Origin of the sequence: Ancylomarina salipaludis (genome assembly GCF_004122035.1) — a bacterium.
Classification (GTDB): Bacteria; Bacteroidota; Bacteroidia; order Bacteroidales; family Marinifilaceae; genus Ancylomarina; species Ancylomarina salipaludis.
The window spans coordinates 71,571-97,180 of sequence record NZ_SAXA01000008.1 but is presented as its reverse complement, the minus strand read 5'-3'; the positions used below and the strand labels follow the sequence as shown (position 1 = coordinate 97,180).

The 25,610-nt window shown below is 35.9% G+C and carries 19 protein-coding genes; 8 read left to right on the top strand and 11 right to left on the bottom strand.

Going from position 1 to position 25,610, the window contains the following annotated elements; all coding sequences use genetic code 11:
- Positions 1–9 precede the first annotated feature (9 nt).
- From trpC to EO244_RS10095, 7 genes are all read right to left on the bottom strand, one after another.
- On the bottom strand, positions 10–795 hold the full coding sequence (gene trpC, locus EO244_RS10125; RefSeq protein WP_129254559.1) for an indole-3-glycerol phosphate synthase TrpC: 786 nt from the start codon (positions 793–795) through the stop codon (positions 10–12).
- Positions 796–807: 12 nt separating this feature from the next.
- Positions 808–1,809, bottom strand: coding sequence for an anthranilate phosphoribosyltransferase (gene trpD, locus EO244_RS10120; protein ID WP_129254558.1), 1,002 nt, complete (start codon positions 1,807–1,809; stop codon positions 808–810).
- Between the two features lie 43 nt (positions 1,810–1,852).
- Positions 1,853–2,425, bottom strand: a complete 573-nt coding sequence (locus EO244_RS10115) for an anthranilate synthase component II (RefSeq protein WP_129254557.1) — start codon at positions 2,423–2,425, stop codon at positions 1,853–1,855.
- 45 nt (positions 2,426–2,470) lie between these two features.
- Positions 2,471–3,877, bottom strand: coding sequence for an anthranilate synthase component I family protein (locus EO244_RS10110; RefSeq protein WP_129254556.1), 1,407 nt, complete (start codon positions 3,875–3,877; stop codon positions 2,471–2,473).
- Positions 3,878–4,180: 303 nt separating this feature from the next.
- A complete protein-coding gene (gene lysA / locus EO244_RS10105) occupies positions 4,181–5,341 on the bottom strand; it encodes a diaminopimelate decarboxylase (RefSeq protein WP_129254555.1) in 1,161 nt (386 codons plus the stop codon).
- 22 nt (positions 5,342–5,363) lie between these two features.
- Positions 5,364–6,674 carry an aspartate kinase gene (locus tag EO244_RS10100; RefSeq protein WP_129254554.1) on the bottom strand — a complete coding sequence of 437 codons (1,311 nt, stop codon included), beginning with the start codon at positions 6,672–6,674 and terminating at the stop codon, positions 5,364–5,366.
- 1,492 nt (positions 6,675–8,166) lie between these two features.
- The gene (locus EO244_RS10095) at positions 8,167–8,508 is read right to left on the bottom strand and encodes an avidin/streptavidin family protein (protein ID WP_129254553.1); all 342 of its coding nucleotides are present in this window, start codon (positions 8,506–8,508) and stop codon (positions 8,167–8,169) included.
- A 279-nt stretch (positions 8,509–8,787) separates the two neighbouring features.
- On the opposite strand from EO244_RS10095, the gene argS reads away from it, so the two are divergent.
- From argS to EO244_RS10065, 6 genes are all read left to right on the top strand, one after another.
- Complete coding sequence (gene argS / locus EO244_RS10090; RefSeq protein ID WP_129254552.1) at positions 8,788–10,581, top strand: arginine--tRNA ligase; 1,794 nt, start codon at positions 8,788–8,790, stop codon at positions 10,579–10,581.
- A gap of 226 nt (positions 10,582–10,807) precedes the next feature.
- Entirely contained in the window at positions 10,808–12,142 is a 1,335-nt protein-coding gene (ffh, locus tag EO244_RS10085) for a signal recognition particle protein (protein WP_129254551.1), read from the top strand.
- A gap of 115 nt (positions 12,143–12,257) precedes the next feature.
- Positions 12,258–13,139 (top strand): bifunctional methylenetetrahydrofolate dehydrogenase/methenyltetrahydrofolate cyclohydrolase FolD, encoded by an 882-nt coding sequence (gene folD / locus EO244_RS10080; RefSeq protein ID WP_129254550.1) that lies wholly within the window; start codon positions 12,258–12,260, stop codon positions 13,137–13,139.
- 499 nt (positions 13,140–13,638) lie between these two features.
- A complete protein-coding gene (locus EO244_RS10075; RefSeq protein ID WP_129254549.1) occupies positions 13,639–16,860 on the top strand; it encodes a SusC/RagA family TonB-linked outer membrane protein in 3,222 nt (1,073 codons plus the stop codon).
- An 18-nt stretch (positions 16,861–16,878) separates the two neighbouring features.
- The gene (locus EO244_RS10070; protein ID WP_164977464.1) at positions 16,879–18,321 is read left to right on the top strand and encodes a SusD/RagB family nutrient-binding outer membrane lipoprotein; all 1,443 of its coding nucleotides are present in this window, start codon (positions 16,879–16,881) and stop codon (positions 18,319–18,321) included.
- Between the two features lie 15 nt (positions 18,322–18,336).
- Entirely contained in the window at positions 18,337–19,449 is a 1,113-nt protein-coding gene (locus tag EO244_RS10065) for a hypothetical protein (RefSeq protein WP_129254547.1), read from the top strand.
- Between the two features lie 118 nt (positions 19,450–19,567).
- On the opposite strand, the gene EO244_RS10060 is transcribed toward EO244_RS10065, so the two are convergent.
- Positions 19,568–20,890 carry a DEAD/DEAH box helicase gene (locus EO244_RS10060; protein WP_206734533.1) on the bottom strand — a complete coding sequence of 441 codons (1,323 nt, stop codon included), beginning with the start codon at positions 20,888–20,890 and terminating at the stop codon, positions 19,568–19,570.
- A gap of 144 nt (positions 20,891–21,034) precedes the next feature.
- Between EO244_RS10060 and EO244_RS10055 the strand changes: the two genes are divergently transcribed.
- Positions 21,035–21,820, top strand: a complete 786-nt coding sequence (locus EO244_RS10055) for a tRNA 2-thiocytidine biosynthesis TtcA family protein (protein ID WP_129254546.1) — start codon at positions 21,035–21,037, stop codon at positions 21,818–21,820.
- 89 nt (positions 21,821–21,909) lie between these two features.
- Positions 21,910–22,485 carry a 3'-5' exonuclease gene (locus tag EO244_RS10050; RefSeq protein WP_129254545.1) on the top strand — a complete coding sequence of 192 codons (576 nt, stop codon included), beginning with the start codon at positions 21,910–21,912 and terminating at the stop codon, positions 22,483–22,485.
- Positions 22,486–22,521: 36 nt separating this feature from the next.
- Here the strand turns inward: EO244_RS10050 and EO244_RS10045 are convergent, their stop codons facing one another.
- The 3 genes from EO244_RS10045 to dnaA form a co-directional block, all read right to left on the bottom strand.
- Positions 22,522–23,133, bottom strand: coding sequence for an IMPACT family protein (locus EO244_RS10045; RefSeq protein ID WP_129254544.1), 612 nt, complete (start codon positions 23,131–23,133; stop codon positions 22,522–22,524).
- Between the two features lie 30 nt (positions 23,134–23,163).
- Positions 23,164–24,024 carry an EamA family transporter gene (locus EO244_RS10040; protein ID WP_129254543.1) on the bottom strand — a complete coding sequence of 287 codons (861 nt, stop codon included), beginning with the start codon at positions 24,022–24,024 and terminating at the stop codon, positions 23,164–23,166.
- Between the two features lie 91 nt (positions 24,025–24,115).
- Positions 24,116–25,546: a chromosomal replication initiator protein DnaA gene (dnaA, locus tag EO244_RS10035; RefSeq protein ID WP_129254542.1), complete on the bottom strand. Its 1,431-nt coding sequence runs from the start codon at positions 25,544–25,546 to the stop codon at positions 24,116–24,118.
- Between the last annotated feature and the right edge of the window lie 64 nt (positions 25,547–25,610).

Here is a 25,610-nt window from a genome sequence, read left to right as displayed (position 1 = left end):
TAAAAGGGTTTAGCTGATCCGGTTAATTAATAAGCGACAAGCCTGACCTGGATTTTTTTGTTTCATCAGGTATTCTCCAATCAGAAAAGCCTGAAAGCCATTGTTTTTAAGATAATGGATGTCGTCTTTTCCTGAAATTCCACTTTCAGCAACTTTTATGAACTCAGATGGAATCTGTTCAGACAGATTAACTGAGTGATATAGATCAACAGAGAAATCTTTCAGATTGCGATTGTTGACGCCAACCAAATCAATATGAGGATTAATGTGGTTTAACTCAGATTCATCATGAATTTCCAAAAGAACTTCCATGCCTAGTTCTTTAGCCAACTGACTCATTGATACAACTTCTTTGATAGTGAGAATTGAAGCAATCAACAAAATAAGGTCTGCCCCCATAGCTTTGCTCTGGTAAACCTGATAGGGATGAACCAGAAAATCTTTTCGCAACAAGGGGGTAGTTAAGCAAGCTCTTGCATTTTCAAAATCAGTGTCTTTTGCCCCAAAGAAATCTTTATCAGTCAGAACAGAAATCACTGATGCGTTTGCTTCTTGGTAAGATTCAACCACGCATTTAATATTTGCATTTGGATTTATGGGCCCTTTGGTTGGTGATTGTCTTTTAAATTCGGCGATTATACCTGAGGCATTTTTCTCAGTAAGTGCTGCTTTAGCTGAATAGCAAGTATGTTGAAAGTATTTTTGTTGTTTAAGGTCAGCAATGCTGTATTGTGATTGTAAAAACTCAAGCTCCTTGTGTTTTTGCTCAACTATGGTTTGTAGTATGTCGTGCATGATTCTTGTTTATTAATATTGAACTTCAGTTTGTACGAGCCTGTTGAGCGATGCCAGCGCTTTTCCCGATTCCAGAGAAACTTTAGCTCTATCCATAGCTTCCTCTCTTGCCAGTTCAGGATGCAGGCAATGGATGGCAACACCTGCATTGGCGATACAAACGGCGTTTTGAGCCTCACTACCTTTGCCTTTAAGGATATTCACAAAGAGTTTGGCAGCTTGCTCAACTGATTGCCCACCGTGCAATTCCTGAGGAGTTAAGGTTTTAAAGCCTAAATCATGTGGGCTGAGAATCTCTTCTCGCTCATTTGAAATAAGTTTAACTTTATCGGTGAGAGCAATTTCATCGTAACCGTCAATATTGTGTATCACGGTATATTGGGAATCTGTTTCTTGCAAGAGATACTGATACAGACGAGCCAATTCCAAATCGTAAACCCCAACAATTTGATTTTTAGGTTGAGCCGGATTTACCAATGGACCGAGCATATTGAAAAATGTTCGAATTCCTAAATTTTTTCTGATAGAAGCGACGTTTTTCATTGCCGGATTAAAGCGAGGCGCATGCAAAAAGCAGATCCCGGAGCGTTCCAAATCCATTTTTAATTCCTCTTCTGTGTTTTTGAATTTGTAGCCTAAGTATTCGATTACATTGGATGAGCCACAAAAGGAAGAAACACTATAGTTCCCGTGTTTGCTAACCATCTCACCTGCACCAGCAACAATAAATGAGGCTAGGGTTGAAATATTAAAGGTGTTTTTTGTATCACCACCCGTTCCGCAAAGGTCTATGCAATTGTAATCGGATAGATCCACAGGAATAGCGATTTTTAGCAAAGCATTTCTAAAGCCACTGAGTTCGTCTACAGTGATACTTCGCATCTGAAATACAGTTAGAAAAGCAATGATTTGGGCTTCGTTGTAGTCTCCTTTGGTTATGTGTGTGAGTACCTCTTCAGCTTCTTGCTTCGTGAGGGTTTTATATTCGAACAAATGATGTAATAAATTTTTCATTTTGATTTCATTTTTAATTGTGAATTGATGATGTCTGTTTTATTTAATCATCCTTCAACCAATTCATAATCATTTGAATACCTTGAGGCGTTAGAATCGATTCCGGATGAAATTGAATGCCTTCTACATCGAATTGATTGTGTCGTAAGCCCATAATCATGCCTTCATCATCCATACAAGTCACTTCTAAACAATCGGGTAATCCTGGTTTTGATACATTCCATGAATGATATCGTCCGGCTTTAAATTTGTTTGGAATCCCATTTAGTAGTTTGGATTTGTCGCTGCACCGATTTATATCTGATGCGAGTCCGTGGTAAACTTTGGCTGGGTTTTCGAGATTGCCTCCAAACACTTCTGCAATGGCTTGATGGCCTAAGCAAATGCCGAGTATCGATTTTGTTGGAGCATACTCTTTAATCAAACCTTTCAGAATGCCGGCTTCGTCGGGTATGCCTGGACCCGGCGAAAGCAAAATCTTATCGTAGGGTTCGATTTCACTCAATTCAATTTCGTTATTTCTGCGAATTTCAATAGTCCCAACATTGATTTGGCGCAAATATTCAACCAAATTGTAGGTGAATGAGTCGTAATTATCTAAGACTAATATTTTCATGATGTTGATCTTTGGATTACTGAGTGTTGTAATACGATGATGTGCTTATTTACTAATACCTTCTGCAATTTTTAATGCTTTTCTTAAGGCAGCCAATTTATTGTCGACTTCATTCAGCTCATTTTCAGCTTTCGATTTTTCGACAACTCCGGCACCTGCCTGATAATAAAGTGTATTGTCTTTGCTAAGAAAGCTTCGAATCATAATGGCTTGATTGACTTCGCCATTAAATCCGATAGAGCCTATGCAACCGCCATAAAAGCCACGTTTAGTGGGTTCGTATTTATCTATCAATTCCATGGCTTTGTATTTGGGTGCCCCAGAGAGCGTTCCGGCCGGAAAAGTATTGCCTATCAAATCGAAGGTGTTGTAATTTTGGGGTAATTCACCTGAAACCTTTGAAACCAAATGAATGACATGTGAATAGAATTGAACTTCACGAAAGGTTTCAATTTTGATATTGGAGGCATTTCGACTTAAATCATTTCTCGCCAAATCGACTAACATGACATGCTCGCTTTGTTCCTTTTCATCGGCTTCCAACTGTTTGGCCAGTTCAATATCCTGTAAAGCATCTCCTGATCTTCGGAATGTACCTGCAATCGGGTGAATGTAAGCTTTGTTGTTTTTCACTTCGATTTGAGCTTCGGGTGAGGAGCCCATAATTCGGAAGGATCCACAATCAAAATAGAAGAGATAGGGTGATGGATTAACCGAGCGTAAAGCCCGGTACAGATTAAAATCGTCGCCCTGATAGCTTTGTGAAAATGAACGGGAAAGTACGATTTGGAAAACATCACCTCGTCGACAATGCTTAATTCCTTTTTCAACCATGTCAAGGTAATCCTGATCACTCATGTTTGATTTTTCCTTTTCTTCTTTCAGGCTAAATTTGAAGTTTGGAATATTGTGATTTCTTAATAGATCTTCAATCTCTTTTATTCTGGAATTCTCACCATTTTGTGTCAGCTCTACAATTGAAAGTGTGTTATTAAAGTGATTCACTTCGATGATGAATCGATAAAGAGAGTAGGAGAGTTGAGGTATTTCTATTCCCGATTTCTTTACAAAATTTAAATTCTCAAATGCCGGAACGGCATCAAAAGAGGTGTAGCCAAAAAGGGCGTTGGCTTTATTTATTTCCGCTTTATCCTCCAAATCGAATTGCTTGACAAATGCTTCAAGCTGATCAGCAACAAAGCCAATAGGTTGATTTGTTATGGGAGTTTCTTTTCTTTCTGAACCAATGCTTTCAATCAGCACATTGTTTTTCAAACTGATATTGGCAATGGGTTCAAGTGCAATGAACGAACTGGCATTCTCAGGGCTATGATAATCGGAACTTTCCAAAAGAATACTTTGAGGAAACCGATCGCGTAGTTTTAGATACATACTTACCGGGGTAATAAGATCGGCTAACATTTCTTTTTTATGGTGTTTAAATTGAATCATGGTTTTTAAAATTTTGGGATAAAAAAAAAGCGACCTACTGAGAAATCAGTAGGTCGCTTAATGTGCAGGTTATATCTTTTTAGAAGCTTAAATTTTGCATATAGGGCGGACGTTTCTGCTCAGGGTATTTGAGAGATTAGTATTGTGCCACCACCAAAATTTGCAAACTGAAGCGTTCATGGTTTATCTTGTTTTATTTTGACAAATGTATCGAATTAAAAATTTAATATCCAAATCCGGAAGATTGATTTTTAGATTTTAATTGTTTGAGCTTGCCTATAATATGCAGGTAATGAGGCTGTTTCAAATTTGTATATCGTCAGAAAAAAATGATTTTGCAGTCTGTCTAAGGTTGTAATTCGAAGCCATAACCTCGCCATAGGCACCAGCAGAGCGAATGGCAATCAGATCATTTCGTTTGGTTTTGGGAAGAGAAACTGCTTTTCCAAAACAATCCGAAGATTCACAAATGGGTCCTACCACATCATAGTTTTCATGCTCGTCTGTTGAACTTAAATTTTCAATTTTATGAAAGGCCTGATACAGGGCTGGACGTAATAGCTCTGTCATGCCAGCATCAAGAATTGCAAAGTTGGTATTGATTCCATTTTTTACATACAACACACGCGATATTAAACTGCCACACTGACCAACGATTGATCGTCCCAATTCAAAATGAACCTGCTGTTTGGCTTTCAAATTCAGAAATTCATTGAATATGGCAAAGTAATTCCTGAAGTCAGGAATCGGCTCTTCATCCGGTTTGTGATAGTTGATACCAAATCCGCCTCCAACGTTAATATGATCGACTATAATCTGGTGTTCGAGAAACCAGTTTTGTATCTCATTTATACGCAAACATAAGCTTTTGAAAACGCTCAAATCAACAATTTGAGATCCAATATGGAAATGTAAACCAACAAGTTGAATGTTGTCAAGTTCGGTCAATAATTCCAGAATCTGATCAAATTCCCAAGGGTTTATTCCGAATTTATTTTCGGCTATCCCCGTGGTGATGTAATGGTGTGTGTTGGCATTTACATTGGGGTTAATTCGTAAAGCAATTTTAGCCACCTTATTTTTCGATTTTGCAATCTCATTAATGACTTCAATTTCAGGAATTGATTCACAATTGAAACAGAAAATATTGGCCTCAAGAGCCATCTCAATTTCCTTGTCAGATTTACCTACACCTGCATAAACAATCTGATTTGAAGGGAATTTATTGTCAATAGAACGCTTGATTTCATTGCCACTTACACAATCAGCACCAAAACCATAGGCTTGAATCAATGATAAGATTTTAGGGTTTGCATTTGCTTTAATTGCATAGTGGATATGGTAATTGTATCGTGCAGCTTCTTCCTTTATTGTAGCTAAACTCGTTTTTAGAAGATCCATATCATAGTAATAAAAAGGAGTCTCCTGAGCGTTGAGATACTTATATGTTGATGAATTAATCATACCTGTGTTATTTAAAGACATCTTAATTGAAAAGCTTGTTTAAGGCTTTTAAAGCCTCTATCTTGTTTTTCTGATCAACTAATACTGAAATATTGTGATTGCTACCACCGTATGAAATCATTCTTAATGGTATTTCTTCCAATGCCTCAAGCACTAATTTGGCCGAACCGGCTGCTTCAGAGATAAAATCACCAACTATACAAATGATGGATTGATTCTTATCTACTTCAACCACACCAAATTTTCGCAGCTCTTTCTCAATTTCTTCAAGATTATGAGTGTCGTCTATCGTTAGTGATACAGCAACCTCTGAAGTTGTTATCATATCAATAGGCGTTTTGTAGATTTCAAAAACCTCAAATACTTTTCTGAGAAAGCCATAGGCTAAAAGCATACGACCGGACTTGATTTTAATGGCTGTAATACCATCTTTTGCAGCGACAGCTTTTATGCGCTTTCGCTCAAGTTTGTTTGAAATTAGCGTGCCTTCTTCCGAAGGATTCAATGTGTTTTTTAATCGGACAGGGATCGAACTCAATTTACAGGGTAAGACACTTGCCGGGTGCATGATTTTCGCCCCAAAATAGGCGAGCTCAGCAGCTTCATCAAAGGATAATTCGTTAATGGCTTTGGTATTTTCAACAAAACGAGGATCGTTATTGTGGAAACCATCAATATCTGTCCAGATTTGTACTTCAGAAGCTGAAACTGCAACACCGATAAGTGAGGCTGAATAGTCGCTACCACCTCTGTGTAAATTGTCTACTTCACCATAGGCATTTCGGCAAATATAACCTTGGGTAATAAAAAGTTTGTTGTTAGGGTATTGACTAATTTCTCTTTTAATATTTTCCTGAATATAATAATTGTCAGGTTCGCCATCTTTATCTATTCTCATGAAGTTGAGTGCCGGAAGCAATACGGAATCAATCTTGTTTTCGGCAAGATGGTAATGGAACATGGCCGTTGAAATAAGCTCACCTTGAGCTAAAACGGCTTTTTCCTGAAGCTGAGTAAAGGTTTTATATACAAAGTTTCTAATGTATACAAAGTGAGATTGTATTAATTCCACGCCTTTGGCTAAATATTCCGAACTGATGTAAAGTTCTTCTATTCGTTTGAAATAGCTTTGTTCCAGCTCCTCAATTTTAATTAATGCGTTTTCATTATCACCTTTATAAAGTAACTCGGTGATTTCAACGAGAGCATTTGTAGTTCCTGCCATGGCTGACAGGACTACAATGCATGGTTCTTCGTTTTGAACAATTTGGGCAAGGTTCTGGATGCGTTGCGCTGAACCTACGGAGGTGCCACCAAATTTTAGGATTTTCATGGTTTTTGTTTGGTAATAGTTAAATGAATTGAATTTTAAGGCTGGTTAATTTATGGTTTCCTTAAAATCAAATTTAAATTTCAAGATACAAACACAAAAAAAGCCTGCAGAATATCTGTAGGCCTTTTATAATTTATTTAAAAGCTTCACATTATTCCACATCGATTGAAACACAATAGTGTTTATTGTGTTTTATCTGTTTATATCTTAAAGTGAATTTGATGTTCATGTGTTTTAATCTTATGGCTGCAAAGATGAGAAAAATTAGATAAGTAAAAAATATTTTCACAATTATTTTTAAATTAAACTCATTTGTTAAGATTTTAACAGGCAAAGGTTGACTCAAACTGATTTTTGTTTGGTTTAAAATCAATATTATTTTAAACGAAAAAAACTCAGGTCCCCACCTGAGTTTTTCTTACTAACCTAAATCTAATCTATGAAAAAATTGACAGGCTCTTTTGGATTAAGCCTGGAACTAACTTTGGATTGTTAGTTTGTTTCAACATTACAAATATAGGGCTTTCTTAAGTTAATGGGAGTCAACGCAAGTTAAAGAACGTTAAGCTTTTATTTTTATGAATGTTGAGATTGGTATAGGTGCGCTTTGGGGCTAAAACTCATGCTCTTGATTAAAAGATGAAGAGAGTGGAATGGGGTAAACGAAAAAAACTCAGGTTCCCACCTGAGTTTTTCTTACTAACCTAAATCTAATCTATGAAAAAATTGACTAAGCTCATTTTGGATTATAGCTTAGAACTAACTTTGGATTGTTAGTTTGTTTCAACACTACAAACATATAGCTTTCTTTAGTTAATGGGAGTCAACACAAGTTAAAGAACGTTAAGCTCCAAATTTATTGGTGCTTTGAAGAGAAAAACAGTGTTTTAGGAAATTCATTTAAGGCTGTAGAATGGAATTTAGATAAGGAATGGTGGAAATGAAAAAACTCAGGTCCCCACCTGAGTTTTCTTACTAACCTAAATCTAACCTATGAAAAACTACTAAGCTTTATGGAGTAGAGCTTAGCCTAATTATGAAAAAATTAGTTGTGTTTCTACATTGCAAACATAGAGATTTCTTTAGTTAATGGGCGTCAATACAAGTTAAAGAAAGTTAAGGATTGCTTTTTTTGAAAAGAATAGTTGGTTTAGGAAATATAAGTGAAATCGTAATATTTAAGACTAAAATGAGATTACTATAAATGAAAAAAACTCAGGTCCCCACCTGAGTTTTTCTTACTAACCTAAATCTAACCTATGAAAACGACTAAACTCGTGTGATTCAGAGTTTAGAATTGATCTTAGAAATCAATTTTGTTTTACTATTACAAACATACGGCTTAAATCAATTACGAAAAAAAAATCTAAGTTAAAGAAGGTTAAAACTGTGTGAATTAAATGAATAATAATCTTCAGATTTTTTTGTATGCCAGTAAACATAGGTTAATCGACAAATTTTGATATAAATTTAAATTCAATTATTTTGTAGATTAGGGTTTTCTAAAAGTCCCGACACCTGTAATAATCGCTTTAGCCATTTTTTCTTCATCACTACCATCCGATTGCGAAAGGTGATACATAGAGTGGATAACCACACCAATATCGTCGACTTCAACTCGTCCTGTCCAGCAGGCAATAGAGCCGTAGTGCCCAAAATCAACCATGAAAGCAATGACATTATCTTTTACGCGTCCAATAACTTCAAATTTTTCTTCAAAATTTGGAAGTCCGATTCCTGTTTGGAATGTTCCGGTGATGTTTTGACCATCAATTTTTAAATTCATTTCTGAATTGTACTGATTGCGCCAGCGACCGTTTAAATTTATGTTCATAGGGCAGGGGTTTTATATTTGAAACATCCATTTTGAAAGACATGTTCCTATAATGTTAGACTTATTTGAATGAATATAATCGAAATATGTGATTTTTACAAGATTTCTGGAGATTGAAAATATGTTTTTTTGGAATTCATGTTATCTTTGCGAATTCGAGTATGAGGGATGATCTGTCAATTAATATATTGGAGCCCCAATTTCGAACATTTTTAATTTCATCTGGTGGAATCAATTAGGCGTTTAGTTTTAGTTATTCCCCGAACAAAGAATTTCCAAATGAGTATTGAAAGTATTATTAAAGGTAAAGTAGTAGAGGCCATTAGTGCGTGCTATGGTCAGAAAGTTGAAGAGGATAGTGTTCAAATTCAGAAGACCCGTCGCGAGTTTGAAGGAGATTTAACAGTTGTTGTTTTTCCATTTTTGCGCTTTTCTAAGAAATCACCTGAAGAAACTGCTAACGATCTTGGAAATTTTCTAAAGGAAAATGTTGAAGCCATTCCTTCATTTAATATCGTAAAAGGATTTCTGAATTTGGTTATCGACAATTCATACTGGCTTTCAGTTTTGAACGAAGCTGTAAAAATTGAAAACTACGGTTTTACTCCACTGACTGCAGGTGCAAAAAAAGTGATGATTGAGTATTCGTCTCCTAACACCAATAAGCCACTGCATTTGGGACATATCAGAAATAACTTATTAGGTTATTCGGTCGCTCAAATTTTAAAAGCGAATGGTTACGAAGTTATCAAAGTAAATTTGGTAAACGATAGAGGTATTCATATCTGTAAGTCGATGTTAGCCTGGTTACGTTTTGGTGAGGGAGAAACTCCGGAATCAACAGGCATAAAAGGCGATCACCTGGTTGGAAAATACTACGTGAAGTTTGATCAGGAATATAAGAAAGAGGTAGAAGTATTAGTTGCTGGTGGTATGGATGCTGATGAAGCGAAGAAAAAAGCACCGCTTTTACTAGAGGCTCAGGATATGCTTGTGAAGTGGGAAGCTGGTGATGAAGAAACAGTTGCTCTATGGCGTAAAATGAACGATTGGGTATTAGCTGGTTTCGATATCACTTATAAAACCATGGGAGTTGATTTCGATAAGGTTTATTTCGAATCGGATACATACAAGCAAGGGAAAGCTATTGTGATGCGAGGTTTGGATGAAGGAGTCTTGTATCAGAAAGAAACAGGATCGGTTTGGGCCAACTTGGAAGAGGATGGTTTAGATCACAAACTATTGCTTCGTGATGATGGCACTTCAGTTTATATGACTCAGGATATCGGAACGGCTTATGAGCGTTTTAATGAATTCCATATTGATGAGCATATTTATGTGGTTGGAAATGAGCAAAACTATCATTTCCAGGTTCTTTCTCTGATCATGGGGAAATTAGGATACGAATGGAGCGATAAAATCAAGCACTTATCGTATGGAATGGTTGAATTGCCTGAAGGTAAAATGAAATCACGTGAAGGAACTGTTGTTGATGCCGATGACTTGATGAAGGAGATGGTAAATACCGCTCGTGAAACATCAGAAGAATTGGGTAAACTGTCAGGCTATTCAAAAGAAGAAGCTGAGGATGTTTATTATAAGGTAGCCATGGGTGCTTTGAAATATTTTATTCTGAAGGTCGATCCTAAAAAGAATATGATGTTTAACCCAAAGGATTCTATCGATTTCAATGGTAATACAGGGCCATTCATTCAATATACCTATACCCGTATTCAATCGGTATTGCGTAAGGCAGTTGAGGCTGGAATAGAGATTCCAGAATTGGCTAAAGTTGATTTGGATATTTCTGAAAAAGAGTCATTCCTAATTCAGTTAATGGCGAATTATCCTAACGTTGTGAAAGATGCTGGTCGTGATACAAGTCCTGCTTTAATCTCAAATTACGTTTATGATTTAGCTAAGGAGTACAACCAATTTTATCACGATTTTCCTATGAATAAAGAGGAGAACGTTGATTTAAGAAATTTCCGTTTTGTTTTGTCTAAGCAAGTGGCAGAAATTATTAAATCGGGTATGAGTTTATTAGGGGTTAGCTTACCAGAAAGAATGTAATAAATAAATGGAATCGGTTGATTGACTGATTCCATTATTAATAATATAAAAATGAGTCTTGCTTCTCTAAGTTAAGACTTGTTGAGGTTTTAACTTATTCAAATGAATCAAAAATAAGAAATATGCATTTTCTCTTAAAAGCATCTGATTAAAAGATGCTTTCTGATAAGAGCAAATACAGAGAATTTTTTATTTTTGCAGGAAACTAAAATAATCCGGAAATACGATGTTTGAAAATCTTAATGAAAGACTTGAGCGGTCCTTTCAGTTGTTGAAAGGACATGGAAAGATCACCGAAATAAATATAGCTGAAACTTTAAAGGATGTGCGTCGTGCTTTACTTGATGCCGATGTCAATTTTAAAATAGCCAAGTCGTTTACTGCTACAGTAAAAGAAAAAGCATTAGGACAGAATGTATTGACTTCTTTGAAGCCAAATCAATTGATGGTGAAAATTGTTCACGATGAGTTGGCTGAACTGATGGGAGGAGAGCATGTTGATATTAATATCAAAGGGAATCCTGCTGTTATTTTGATTGCTGGTCTTCAAGGTTCTGGTAAAACCACTTTTTCAGGAAAGTTGGCCAATTTGCTTAAAACCAAACGTTCAAAAAATCCATTGTTGGTTGCGGGTGACGTTTATCGTCCGGCTGCGATTGATCAGTTGCACGTTTTAGGAGAGCAAATCGGAGTTCCTGTTTATTCAGATAAGGATAATAAAAATCCAGTGAAAATTGCTGAAGCTGCTATCAAGGAAGCTAAAGCAAAAGGTCACGATTTAGTGATTGTCGATACTGCCGGTCGTTTAGCAGTTGACGAAGAGATGATGAAGGAGATTGAAGCTGTTAAAAAAGCCATTAATCCTTCTGAGATTTTGTTTGTTGTTGACTCAATGACAGGTCAGGATGCCGTAAACACAGCAAAAGAGTTTAACGATCGTTTAGATTTTGATGGTGTTGTTTTAACCAAGCTTGATGGTGATACTCGTGGTGGTGCTGCCTTATCTATCCGCTCGGTTGTTGATAAGCCTATTAAATTTGTTGGTACGGGAGAAAAAATGGAAGCTTTGGATGTTTTCCATCCGGCTCGTATGGCTGACCGTATTTTAGGTATGGGTGATATCGTTTCACTTGTTGAGCGTGCACAAGAGCAGTTCGATGCAGATGAAGCCCGTAACCTTCAGAAGAAGATTGCTAAAAATCAGTTCAATTTTAACGATTTCCTTTCTCAGATTTCTCAAATTAAGAAAATGGGTAATCTTAAGGATCTTGCATCAATGATTCCTGGTGTGGGAAAAGCCCTTAAGAATATCGATATTGATGATGATGCATTTAAAGGCATTGAGGCTATCATTTATTCAATGACGCCTTTGGAGCGTGAAAATCCAACTTTATTAAATGGATCACGTCGTAAGCGTATTGCTGCGGGTAGTGGTTCAAATATCCAAGATGTGAATCGACTGATTAAGCAGTTTGATGAAACACGTAAGTTGATGAAAATGATGTCGAAAGGCGGTAAGATGTCTCGAATGATGGGAAATCTTCCGATGAGAAAGCGATAGACAAAATATGAAAATGCTTGACTCAATGGTCAGGCATTTTTTCTTAAATATCAATAACGATTTTCAGCTAAAGATTTTAGCTGTATAATACTTATCACAGATACAAAACATAGTCATGGAATTAATCGATGGAAAAAAGATTTCGGCTGAGGTGAAGCAGGAGATTGCTGCTGAAGTTGAAGAGATTATTAAAAATGGTGGTAAAAAGCCACATCTTGCGGCTATTATTGTCGGACATGATGGTGCCAGTGAAACCTATGTTGCAGCAAAAGTTAAAGCCTGTCATCAAGTCGGTTTCGATTCTTCAGAATTTCGATTTGAAGATACGATTACTGAAGCAGAGCTTTTGGCTGAAATTGAGAAGGTGAATCAGGATGATTCAATCGACGGTTTAATTGTTCAGTTGCCATTACCAAAACATATCTCTGAATCAAAAGTGATTGAGACAATTCGTCCGGAGAAAGATGTAGATGGTTTCCATCCTATGAATGTGGGAAAAATGGTTGCGACTTTACCAACTTATTTGCCAGCAACACCAGCAGGTATTGTTGAATTGTTAAAGCGATATAAGATCGAGACTTCGGGTAAAAACTGTGTTGTGCTTGGCCGTAGCAATATTGTTGGTACACCAATGAGTGTATTAATGTCACGTAAAGCTTCTCATGGTGATTGTACAGTAACACTTTGTCACAGTCGTACCAAGAATATTCCTGAGATTACTCGTGAAGCAGATATTATTATTGTTGCTCTTGGTATGCCTGAGTTCTTGACAGGAGATATGGTTAAGACTGGTGCTGTTGTCATTGATGTGGGAATTCACAGAATTAAATCTGATAAAACAAAATCGGGTTGGAAATTGATAGGTGATGTCAACTTCGATGAAGTTGCTCCTAAGTGTTCTTTCATTACGCCTGTACCTGGTGGAGTAGGACCAATGACTATTGTGTCATTATTGCAAAACACATTAATTGCATCGAAAAAAGAGATTTATTCATAAAGAATAAATTTTCCGATATAACAAAGGGATGATTCTTAATTGAGTCATCCCTTTTTTTATTTGTTTATTTGATCATTATTCTTTGAATGAATAACCAATCAGTTAGGTGAGGCATTATCAGAGAAATGTCTTTGTCGTACAAAAGATACTTTTGTACGACAATTTATAGGGTTTGTCTGATTTTAAACTTGTTATTTAGAATTTTTATAAATACAAATTAAGTCTAAATATTAAACTTAAAAATTAGAATATATGGATGTGTGAATATATTACGTCTATTAGCTTGATTTTTAAAATATAAAATTAATTTTTTTGTTCATGTTAGAATAAAGATTCTTTGGGCTTTTGAATGGTATCATGATAAAAGTCATAAATGTTAGTGAGTGTTAAATCGATGTTAATATTTGTTAAATCCATTATATGTGCTAAATTTAGCATCGATTAATACCATATAACCATTTGCATCTTTACTTTAATTACTAACTAAAAAGAATTATTTATGAAAAAATTAATTGGACTATTTGTCTTTCTACTTCTAGTAGGAACCCAAATAGTGACTGCGCAAAGCAAGCAAATATCTGGTACTGTGACAAGTGCTGATGACGGGCTCGGAATGCCTGGAGTGTCTGTCGTTGTTAAAGGTACCACTATTGGTGCTAGTACTGATATCGACGGTAAATATAGCCTTGAAGCTTCTGCAAGTGATGTGCTTGTATTTAGTTTTGTAGGTATGGTAACTAAAGAAATTACAGTTGGAACTAAGACTGTGATTGATGTAGTTCTTGAAACTGAATCTATAGGTATGGATGAGGTTGTTGTTACAGCATTAGGTGTAACAAGAGAGAAGAAATCTCTTGGATATGCTGTTACAGAAATTGGTGGCGAAGCCGTAAGTGAGGTGAAAGAAACAAATATTGTGAACTCACTTTCTGGTAAAGTTGCTGGTGTTGCCATTCGTCAATCTAACACTATGGGGGGGTCTGCTAATATTTTGATTAGAGGTACTGCTTCTTTATTGGGTAATAACCAGGCATTGTTCGTGATTGATGGTGTTGCAATGGATAACTCAAATACCAACACTGCAGCTCAGATGAATGGTAATGGCGGTTACGATTATGGTAATGCTGCTATGGATATCAACCCTGATGATGTTGAGTCAATGTCTATTCTTAAAGGTGCTGCAGCAACAGCTCTATATGGCTCAAGAGCTGCTAATGGTGTTATCTTAATTACAACCAAAAAAGGGAAAAAAAGAAATGGAATTGGCGTAACAGTTAATTCTGGTATTACATGGTCTACAATTAATAAAGCGACTATGCCTGAGTATCAGTATGAGTATGGTGCTGGTTATGGTCCTTATTATGATGGAGGTCCTGGTGATAATTTTTTTGTATCTGACTTTAACGGAACTGAAAAGTTAGTGGTTCCAACTTCTGAAGATGCATCTTGGGGAGCTGCTTTTGATCCAAATTTACAAGTAGTACATTGGGATGCTCTTGACCCTAATGCAGCTAACTATGGAGAGACTCGTCCTTGGGTTGCTCCAGGTAAAGACAATACAGTTTATAGTTTCTTTGAAACAGGTATTAAATATGTAAATAGTGTTGCTTTAGAAGGGGGACAGGATGGTTATAATTTTAGACTGTCATTTACGAATTCAGATGAATCAGGTATTTTACCAAATTCAAGTATTAAAAAGAATTCTATTGCTTTCAGATCAAAATTAGAATTGAATGATAAGTTGTCAGCTGAGGCTAACGTTAATTATGTAAACACAAAAGGCAAAGGAAGATACGGAACAGGTTATGACGATAATAACCCAATGCAGAATTTTGCACAATGGTTCCAAACCAATCTTGATTTTAAGAGATTAAAGAACAACTATAAAACTGCTGATGGTGATCAAAGAACCTGGAACGCTTCCAGTCCTACTAATTTGGATCCAATTTATGCTAATAACCCATATTGGACTCGTTATGAGAATTATGAGAATGATGAAAGAAATAGAGTCTTTGGATATGTTACTTTAGATTACAAATTTAATGATGTATTTTCTTTGTCATGGCGAAATTCTCTTGATAGTTATAGCGAAATTCAAAATGAAAGAATTGCTGTAAACAGTAACAGTCAGTCTTATTTCTCTAATTATAGAAGAAACTTTGCTGAATTGAATTCAGATTTGATGTTGAAATTTCATAAACAAATCAATGATTTTAATTTATCTGGTTTAATTGGTGCTTCATACCGTGAGAACAGAGTAAAGAGAATTTTTGCTGAAACTGAAGGTGGTCTTGTTGTTCCAGGTTTATATTCTGTTTCCAATTCTACCGTTGCAAAATCTGCAACAGAGTGGGAAGAAGATAATAATATTAACAGTGTTTATGCTAACGTTTCGGTAGGTTATAAGAACTTTGCTTACTTGGAGGCTTCTTTCCGTCATGATGAGTCATCTACGTTACCAATTGATGATAATGCTTATGATTATCCTGCGATTTCAGGATCATTAATTCTTTCTCAATTAGGAGCTCTGAAAGATCTCTCATTTCTGACATTTGCCAAATTAAGAGCTAATTATGCTGAGGTTGGTAATGATACTAATCCATACAACTTAAAGGCGACTTATACTCAAAATGTCAATTGGGATAAAAATTCCTCGTATTCTGTTAACAATACTATGTTGAATCCTAATCTTAAGTCTGAATCTACGAAGAGTTCAGAGATAGGTTTAGAGGCTAATTTCTTTGATAACAGATTTGGTTTTGATATTGCCTATTATAAGTCAAACTCTTTTGACCAGATTATGGATGTAAGTGTTCCTTTTGCAACTGGTTACCAACGAAAGTATGTTAATGCTGGTGAAATTGAAAATAAGGGTGTTGAATTAGCATTTCATGCAACTCCAGTTAAGAGCAATGATTTTTCTTGGAACATGAGTGTGAACTGGGCTCAGAACAAGAATGAGGTTAAAGAATTGTACGGTAAAGTTAAGAATATTGTTCTTGGATCTGCATGGGATGTGACCGTTAATGCTGCAGTAGGCGAAGCTTATGGTGTTATTAAGGGTACCGATTTCCAACGTATTAATGGAAAGAAAGTTGTGGATGCCAATGGTTATTACAAGAAGACTGACGAGACTGATGTTGTAATTGGTAACATTCAACCTGATTGGAACGCAGGTATTACTAATACTTTGTCATATAAAGGAATTACTTTACGTGCTTTGATTGATATTCAACAAGGTGGTGACATTTATTCTACAGACCGTAAATATGGTTTAGCAACAGGTCTTTACAAAGAAACTGCTGGTTTAAACTCTAAAGGTAATCCTAAGCGTGATGCAGTTTCTGACGGTGGTGGTATTCTACATGCTGAAGCTGTAAATGAAGATGGATCTCCAAATACAACTTTTGCACGTGCCAACTATTGGGGTGGTGATCAGTATTATGGTAGAACTCCAACTGCAAGATACGTATTTGATGCATCTTATGTGAAATTAAGAGAAGTTGCTCTTTCTTACACTCTTCCTAAGAGTATCTTAAGTAAAACATTCTTTACGAAAGCAGTTTTTACTGCTGTTGGTAGAAATCTCGCGATTTTGCATAAAAATACCCCTGGATTCGATCCAGAAACTGGACAAAGTGCTGGTAATATGCAAGGTGTTTCTAATGGATCTTATCCTACTACAAGATCTTATGGTTTTAATATCACATTAGGCTTTTAATTAATAATAAGAAAAATGATGAAAAAATTAATATATCTTTTAGTCGCATTGGTTGGCTTTGGATTTGTCTCTTGTGAGTTAGATGACAATATAAATCCTAAAAGAGCGACCGAAGTTCCTGCAGGAACTCTGCTTACAGCTGCTCAGGTTCAGTTTGTAGGTCAATATAACAGTATGAGTGTGAATGCCAATATTTCTAGACTTTTAGCTCAGTATTGGATGGAAACGACTTATACTAATGAATCTCGTTATGATTTTCAGGATAGAGGTATTCCTGATGCTTTCTTTAGAGAAATATATCGTGATGCATTAATGGATTTCGAAGAAGTTAAGAAAATTTTAACTGCTGCCAATTATACAGGTGGTTTGCTTGATGAGGCGAATAACAAAATTGCTATTACTGAAGTGTTGGAAGTCTATTGTTGGACATTATTAACAGAAACATTTGGTGATGTTCCTTACACTGAAGCTTTTATGGCAGATCAAGATGTCACGCAACCAAAATACGATGATGCTGCTACTATTTATGCTGATGTATTATCAAGATTAAATACAGCAATTGCAACATTAGATGAAACTGCTGGTACTTTTGGTTCTTCTGATCTTTTATTCGAAGGTGATATTGTTAAGTGGAGACAGTTGGCTAAAGCCTTGAAGTTGAGAATGGCTATGCGTATGGCTGATATTCCTGCGTTTGGCTCACAAGCTATTGTAGAGGCTCTTGCTTCAGATTCAGAGTTATATTCTGCTTCAGAAGGTGCTATTTTTAACTATTTAGGATTAGAGCCTTATGTAAATACAATATATCAAGGTTTTGTGGTTGATAATCGTTCAGATTATGTACCTTCAAATACCTTGATTGATAAAATGAATGCTTTAAATGACCCACGTTTACCTCTATGGTTTACTAAAAAGGATGGTGCTTATGTTGGATTAACCTATGGGTTAACCGCTGGTGGAGCTTATGGTAATTTCTCTCATTTTACAGATATGTTTTTTGAGGCTGATTTACCTGTTATTTTAGCAGATTACGTTGAAAAAGAATTCTTTTTAGCAGAGGCTGTGGAAAGAGGATGGTCGGTACCTGGTACTGCTGAATCTCATTATAATAACGCGATCACTGCAAGTGTTTTGCAATATGGAGGAACTGCTGCTGATGCTGCTGCATATCTTGCTCAGCCTGCTGTAGCTTATGCAACTGCTTCTGGTAATTGGAAGGAGAAAATAGGTACTCAAAAGTGGATTGCGATGTATAATCGTGGTGTTGAAGGATGGACAGAGTGGAGACGATTGGATTTTCCAATTTTGAATGTTCCAGAAGAATTAACCTATGGTGATATTCCTGTTCGTTACCCATATCCATATGATGAGAATGATATGAATGAGGAAAACTATGATGCTGCAGCTGCTGCTATCGGTGGTGATAAAGCGACAACTAAACTTTGGTGGGATAAAAACTAATTAAACAACAATATTATGAAAAAAGATATTTTTAAATATATTTTAGTAATGTTTTTGGGTGTAAGCCTCGTTGCATGCGAGGATTATGATCCAGAAATTAATTACTATGATACTGCTAAGCTAGATTTATCAGCGACTAAGTTTACTGTTTTAGATAGTGAGTTAGCCACAACAATTGATTTTGTTACTACAACAAAAACAGTAACAAATGTAAGACTTGTATATGATGGAAATGAAATCAATACAGGAACTGCTGCTAATAACAAATATAGTGTGACGTTAAAAAGATCCGACCTAGAATTATCTGAAATAGGTGATGCTTCACGACTATATGTTTATGCCACTGTTGATGGTAAAGAAAAAGAAATGTATACTACTATAAAAATGGTATCTGCTACAAGCATTGATAATCCTGTAGATGAGGACGGTGATGAAGTGGCTGTTTATGAGCTTTCAGATGTTGTTAAAAACTTTACTTATAAAGTAAGCCCTAAAACTTCTACCGCAATAATTGTAGAGCCATTTATAAAGGTAGGTGAAATGGCGACTTTTGCATCGTTAGGTTCAAAAGCATACGATGCTGATAATTTGAACATTCCTATCAAGGGGTCAGATTATACCAAGAATGATACTGTATTTGTTCAATTAATTGCTAAGGTTGGTACTTTTACTGACACTGTTTCAACTTCAATTATTATTAGTGAGTATTTGCTAGGTGATTCAAAGTCTATCAATGTAAATGTTGAAAAACCTGGTTACGATTTAGTTGGTGATTCAATTATTGATATAGCTGAAACTGCTTGCACGGTTAAATTCACTCATGATTTTGCGAGTTTAGAGCAAGGACTTGAAACTATGAATTCTACTTCTTTAGTTGCAATTAGTGACGAAGCTCTTGAAGAATTAATGGGGAATCTTCCTGTTTTAAAGGCTGCTTTTGATGCTGGAACTCCTATGACTGTTGTGAGTGATGTTACCGTTGGTGATAGTTACTTAATTAAACACTCAAGAGGAGGAAAAGATTATTATGGAACATTAGTCATTACATCTAAAAATGATAATAGAACTGGGGCTGATGATTATGTCTCATTTGATGTTGCTTTTGAGGAGTATGATGTCCAGAAATAATTAATTTATTCATTTATATAAAAAAAGGTGTCCTGCAAGGACACCTTTTTTTATATAAAACACTGTTCATTAAACAGTCGATTCTGATTATTGCTCTAAGATTCTAAAGATATTGAGATTAATAACTCACCGCCATCTTTACTTTCTTTTTCTTGATGCGTTCATCCTTCAGTTTTCTCAGAAGTTGAGTTGCCAGTTTGCGCTTTACAGCCACAAAAGAAGCATGATCGAGAACTTCAACCTTTCCCAATTCATCTTTTCCTAATTCGCCTTTTTTCATAAAGAAGCCGACGATATCCATTTTATTAATCTTATCTTTTTTACCTGCATCTATATAGATAGTCAGCCATTCCGGATCTTCGGGTAATGTGATATTATCAGGAATAACCAGTTCTTCAATATTTTGATTGATGAATTCAGGCAGGTAATCACTTTCTGACAAAATAAAGTAGGAACAGCCTGATGCATCCATTCTTGCTGTCCGTCCATTTCGGTGGATGTAAGCGTCTGAAGTTGTTGGCAACTGATAATGTATCACATGTTTGATTGAAGGGATGTCAAGCCCTCTGGATGCTAAATCTGTCGTGATTAAAATGGAGTGAGATCCGTTTCTAAATTTAATCAATGCCTTTTCACGTTCTTCTTGCTTTAGTCCCCCGTGAAAGGTGTCGTGTTGCAAGTGTGAATCTTTTAACAAATCACTAATTCGATCAACTGTATCGCGATGATTACAAAAGACCAGTGTTGATTCATTCCCATTGTGGCAGATTAAATTAAACAAGGCTGCTAATTTATCTTTGCCATCAGCACGAACGATTTTCTCTGTTAGAGATTGTTTGGGTTCGTCAACCAGATAATTGATTTCAAAAGGATTTTTTACACCTGTAAAATCGGGTATGCTTTCGCTTTTTGTGGCTGATGTTAATATTCTTTTTTCAATGCAATCGAGTTGTTCAATAATTTCGCCCATTTCTCTATGGAAACCAAGTTCCAGAGATTTATCAAATTCATCAAGAATGATGGTATTGATACTATCAGGTGAAAAGTTTTCACGACGTAAATGATCGGCAATACGACCAGGTGTACCAATTAGTACGGCAGGAGGTGTTGCTAAACTGTTTTTCTCTATTCTCATGGCGTGTCCGCCATAGCAACAATTTACTTTGAATGGCGTTGCAAGACTTTTAAATACAGATTCTATCTGTATAGCCAGTTCTCTCGAAGGAGCTAAAATCAAAACTTGAACTTCTTTTTTGTTTTCATCAATTTGATTGAGTAGAGGAAGTAAAAAAGCGAGGGTTTTACCTGATCCAGTTGGTGAAAGAAGGATAATGTCTTTGTGGTCATTCCAGGCTTTAATACAATCTTCCTGCATTGGCTTTAAAGCCTTAATGCCTATTTTTTTTAAAATCTCCTGAGTGTTTATCTTGTTTGCTTGCATTCGGCAAAAGTAATTTTAATTTCTCAATAATCAGTTAGTCACAACAGATATGCTTTGGTATTATCCCAACTCATTTTAAATTGTTTTTTTACGCCTTATCATCTTTAGATTCTGTTATTTTTGGCAATCTTAAATTGAAAGATTATGGAGAGCGTTAAAAGGCCAAAAACAGAAGAAGAGAAAAGGGATATTTTTTTCCAACGAAAAGTTGCTAAACGAATGGGTAAGGCGATTAGTGATTTCGAGTTGATTGAGGATGGTGATCGAATTATGGTTGGTGTTTCAGGAGGGAAGGATTCGCTTGCATTGCTCGAATTGCTTGCTCTCCGACGCAAGTTTAAGAAGCAGAATTTTGAAGTTGTGGCTGTGCATATCAATGTTTTGGAGCTGCCTTATCAGGTTGATAGGGATTTTTTAGATGAATTTTGCCGAAAGTTGGATGTGCCAATGATCTATCGGGATATCAATGTTGATTTTGAACGCCCAAGTAAAAAGCCGGCTTGTTTTCGCTGCTCGTGGCACAGAAGAACGACTCTTTTTAAAATGACTGATGAGTTGAAATGTAATAAATTGGCCTTAGGTCATCATATGGATGATGCCTTGGAAACTTTATTAATGAATATGATGTATCAGGGAGCCGTGTGCAGTATGCCAGCTAAGCTGAGTATGTTTCAGGGGAATATCATTTTGATCCGACCACTGATATATCTCAGAAATGAAGAAATGCGGGAGTATAGTCGTATCAGTAATTTTGTATTGGAAAAAGAATTGTGCCCTCATGAAGATGTGACAAAGCGTAAAGAAACCAATAAACTAATTGATAGATTAGCAGGTGATGATGAGCGAATTAGAACCAATTTGTTTCGGTCGATGAGCAATGTGCAAACAGAATACTTGCCAATTATCCCGAAAAAAGATAAGTTGCAGTAAGTTTTTTTGATAGGATTGACTTATTTTTAATCCTCAATTCGTCTTGGTTTATTTGACAGGGCTCATTGTTCACACACTAAAATAAAAATATGGCTAAAGAAATATTAGTATTAGATATAGAAACGACTGGTTTTTTGAATCAGGGAGGAAAGATTGTTGAAATTGGAATTGTAAAACTGGATCTTGACACCGGAGAGGTAACTCCTGTTTACGATTCTTTAATTAAGGAAGATGGCTTGAATGCTTCGCATACGCGTGGTGGATTTGGTTGGATTTTTCAGAATTCTGATCTTCAGTTTGAAGATGTTTTGGAAGCGCCAAGTTTAGAGAGCCAAAGAGAAGAAATTCAAGATTTATTAGATCAGTATAGAGTAACGGCTTACAATAAGGCTTTTGATTTTGGTTTCTTGAAAGACAGAGGTTTTCAGATAAAGGAACTTGATTGCCCTATGCATTTATCGACACCCATTGTGAAGCTTCCTGCAGCTAACGGCCGTCGAGGGTTTAAATGGCCAAAGGTTGAAGAGGCATGGGATTTCTTCTTTGGAGATACAGGATATATCGAAGCGCATCGAGGATTGGATGATGCTGCTCACGAAGCTAAGATTGTGTATAAGCTTTATCAGATGGGAGAGTTCCCGTATATGGTAAGTTTATTCGATTAGATATTGGAATCCCGCTTTATATAAGGCGGGATTTTTTTATTCTGTTCTAATATGCTCGGCTTTTAAACTGTCAATTTTGGTAAATCGCTCGATAATTTTATCAACCTCACTTTGTCTGATACTTAAGGTGATTCGACAATTGAGATTAAAGTCCTGATCGATTTGTAGAGGCTGCTCTTCTTTAATGATTCTCATGACATCATTCATAACCAGATAATCAAAATAAATATCATAGATGTCATTTACCGTTTTTTCAATGATTTGGGCATTGGCAATGGCATCCTGAGCAGCAGTTTTGTAGGCATGAATCAAACCACTAACGCCTAGTTTTGTTCCTCCAAAATAACGGATCACAACAATTAGAATATTCGTTAGGTCAGCCGACAATATTTGGCCTAAAATGGGCTTCCCGGCCGTAGAGGAGGGTTCACCATCATCATTGGCACGAAAGTCCTTCTTATCGGCCCCCAGCATGTAGGCATAGCAATGATGACGTGCATCATAATATTCCTTTTTGAGTTTTTCGATTTGTTCTTTTATCTCATCTTCACAAGTTACAGGAAAGGCATAAGCAATAAACTTACTCCCTTTTTCTTTGTAGATTCCTTCTGAAGGGGTTTCAATGGTTTTATAACTATCTGTTTGCATAATGCATCAGTTTACTTCTTTTCAACTTAATTACTGAGTTAAAATAATAATTGCAACAAAAGCGAGTGCAATTCCAAAGTAATTGAGTTTGCTGATTTTTTCTTTGTAAATGAAAAGTCCAAATATAAGGGATAAGGAAACAATACCAATATTTACCATGCTAAAAACAACTGAACTTTTAAATCCTGAACTGTTTAGTGCAGCAATCAAATAGTAGAGCGAACCAAAGTTAGCTATACCTAAAATGCTTCCTCCAATAAGTGTATTGATTGATAGTAATTGTTTCAGAGATCTCTTTTGGATGTATAAACTGATTAAACCTGCGAGTGCGGCAATGGCAAAAAGGACGAGAGAGAATATAGCTGAACCTCCCTTGCTTAAAAATGTTTCTTGAGAATATTTAACCAAGCTATCCACAAGTCCGGCTCCAAGAAAGAGGGAAAAAGGCAGCCATATGTATTTAATCTTATTCGATTTGTTTGAAGGTTTGTATACGGCAAGAATAATTGAAGCGATTGCCAGTATAAATCCTATAAGCATAATCAGATTAACAGACTCTTTAAAATATAAGATTGAGAATAGGATGGGGATAATGAAAGACATTTTACTCGCCAAACTCGTTATGGTGATACCTGCCTTTTGCGAGGATTTACCAATAATAAAAAAGACAACAATAAAGAGTAGACCAATTAATAGGGCAAATCCAAACCAGTTTTGTTCAGAGAGTTGTTGCATCGAAACCGAATTATCTGTCAGGATATAACTCATAAGTCCAGCAATAATATAGTTGATAACTATGGCTGGCAAAATTTCAATTTTGAACTTTTCAAAACTTTTGAAGCAAATAAATATACCTGTTGAGGTTAATATAGCGAGTAGGATGAGTAGCATATTTTATTTCTAAATTTTAGTTGTTAAAAAAAAGAGCTGCTCTTTTTAGAACAGCTCCTTTGTATATTTTTAAATGTAAGGCTGTAAGCAATTACATCTTTAGTTTTTTATTTATCTCGTCAATTTGAGTCTTAAAAGCTCTGTCGGTGTCAATCAGATTGTTTACCGTTTTGCAAGCATGTAGTACTGTAGCATGATCTTTCTTCCCAATCTGAGAACCAATGGTTGATAATGAAGCCTTTGTCATCGATTTAGAAAAATACATTGCAATTTGACGCGCTTGAACAATTTCACGTTTTCTGGTTTTAGCTTGAAGCAAATCAACGGCCATGTTGAAATGATCACAAACAATCTTTTGAATGTAGTCGATAGAAATTTCACGTTTCGTATTTTTCACCAACTTGTCAATAATTTCAATAGCAAGCTCAAGGTTTAACTCCTTTTTGTTAAGAGTTGATTGAGCAAGAAGTGAAATAAGAGCACCTTCCAGTTCACGCACATTATTGGTAACATGTGTGGCAATATATTCAATTACATCTGCTTCGAGAATGATACCGTCCTTATAAGCTTTTTGCTGTAAAATACGAACTCTTGTTTCGTAATCAGGATTTTGCAAATCTGCTGACAATCCCCATTTGAAACGAGAAAGCAAACGGTTTTCCATTCCTTTCAATTCAATAGGAGCCTTATCAGAAGTCAAAATTAATTGTTTCCCTGATTGGTGCAGGTGATTGAAAATATGGAAGAATGTATTTTGAGTTTTCTCTTTACCAGCCAGCTCCTGAATATCATCAATAATTAAGATGTCGATCATTTGATAGAAATGAAGGAAATCATTTTTATTGTTGTTACGAATAGCTTCAGTAAACTGTGTTTGGAATTTCTGAGAACTAACGTATAAAACGGTTTTTTCAGGGTGAAGTTCTTTGGCTTTTAATCCGATTGATTGAGCCAAATGAGTTTTACCTAATCCCGAATCGCCATATAATACAAGCGGGTTAAAAGCTGTTCCCCCTGGATTTTCAGAAACGGCCCAACCTGCCGAACGGGCTAAACGGTTGCAGTCGCCTTCAATAAAATTAGCAAAAGTATAATCAGGGTTAAGCTGAGAATCAATTTGTAATTTTTTGATACCAGGAATAACGAATGGATTCTTGATGCTAGGTTCCTCTTGTGAGAACGGATTTTTTACGGGGCGGTTTTTTGTATTTGCCGGATTATTTCCAGGTACAACAACCGACAGAGGTTTCACATTTGCCATGTGATTGTTCTCCATTACCACGTTGTATTCTAACTTAGCATTGGGCCCAAGTTCTTTTCTTAAAGTCTTTCTAAGCAGATCAATATACTTCTCTTCCAGATACTCGTAGAAAAAATGGCTAGGTACCTGTAAAGTAAGAATTTCGTTATCCAATTTTAATGGTACAATAGGTTGAAACCATGTACTAAAACTAATTGGCGAAACATTATCCTTTATTACAGTTAAGCAATTTTCCCAGATTTGGAAGTGATTATTGTTCATTTCTTGTTCAGAATTTTAAGTCGTTTTAATGGTTAGATTTTGTTGGGTCATGCAAATTTGGATA

Coding starts and splice junctions, on each gene's coding strand:
- EO244_RS10065 (WP_129254547.1), top strand. CDS start 18,337: ATGAAAAAAGATATTTTTAAATATATTTTAGTAATGTTTTTGGGTGTA.
- EO244_RS10040 (WP_129254543.1), bottom strand. CDS start 24,024: ATGCTACTCATCCTACTCGCTATATTAACCTCAACAGGTATATTTATT.
- EO244_RS10095 (WP_129254553.1), bottom strand. CDS start 8,508: ATGAACATAAATTTAAACGGTCGCTGGCGCAATCAGTACAATTCAGAA.
- EO244_RS10050 (WP_129254545.1), top strand. CDS start 21,910: ATGGCTAAAGAAATATTAGTATTAGATATAGAAACGACTGGTTTTTTG.
- folD (WP_129254550.1), top strand. CDS start 12,258: ATGGAATTAATCGATGGAAAAAAGATTTCGGCTGAGGTGAAGCAGGAG.
- EO244_RS10045 (WP_129254544.1), bottom strand. CDS start 23,133: ATGCAAACAGATAGTTATAAAACCATTGAAACCCCTTCAGAAGGAATC.
- EO244_RS10060 (WP_206734533.1), bottom strand. CDS start 20,890: ATGCAAGCAAACAAGATAAACACTCAGGAGATTTTAAAAAAAATAGGC.
- argS (WP_129254552.1), top strand. CDS start 8,788: ATGAGTATTGAAAGTATTATTAAAGGTAAAGTAGTAGAGGCCATTAGT.
- trpC (WP_129254559.1), bottom strand. CDS start 795: ATGCACGACATACTACAAACCATAGTTGAGCAAAAACACAAGGAGCTT.
- EO244_RS10110 (WP_129254556.1), bottom strand. CDS start 3,877: ATGATTCAATTTAAACACCATAAAAAAGAAATGTTAGCCGATCTTATT.
- dnaA (WP_129254542.1), bottom strand. CDS start 25,546: ATGAACAATAATCACTTCCAAATCTGGGAAAATTGCTTAACTGTAATA.
- EO244_RS10070 (WP_164977464.1), top strand. CDS start 16,879: ATGAAAAAATTAATATATCTTTTAGTCGCATTGGTTGGCTTTGGATTT.
- EO244_RS10055 (WP_129254546.1), top strand. CDS start 21,035: ATGGAGAGCGTTAAAAGGCCAAAAACAGAAGAAGAGAAAAGGGATATT.
- EO244_RS10100 (WP_129254554.1), bottom strand. CDS start 6,674: ATGAAAATCCTAAAATTTGGTGGCACCTCCGTAGGTTCAGCGCAACGC.
- EO244_RS10075 (WP_129254549.1), top strand. CDS start 13,639: ATGAAAAAATTAATTGGACTATTTGTCTTTCTACTTCTAGTAGGAACC.
- lysA (WP_129254555.1), bottom strand. CDS start 5,341: ATGATTAATTCATCAACATATAAGTATCTCAACGCTCAGGAGACTCCT.
- trpD (WP_129254558.1), bottom strand. CDS start 1,809: ATGAAAAATTTATTACATCATTTGTTCGAATATAAAACCCTCACGAAG.
- ffh (WP_129254551.1), top strand. CDS start 10,808: ATGTTTGAAAATCTTAATGAAAGACTTGAGCGGTCCTTTCAGTTGTTG.
- EO244_RS10115 (WP_129254557.1), bottom strand. CDS start 2,425: ATGAAAATATTAGTCTTAGATAATTACGACTCATTCACCTACAATTTG.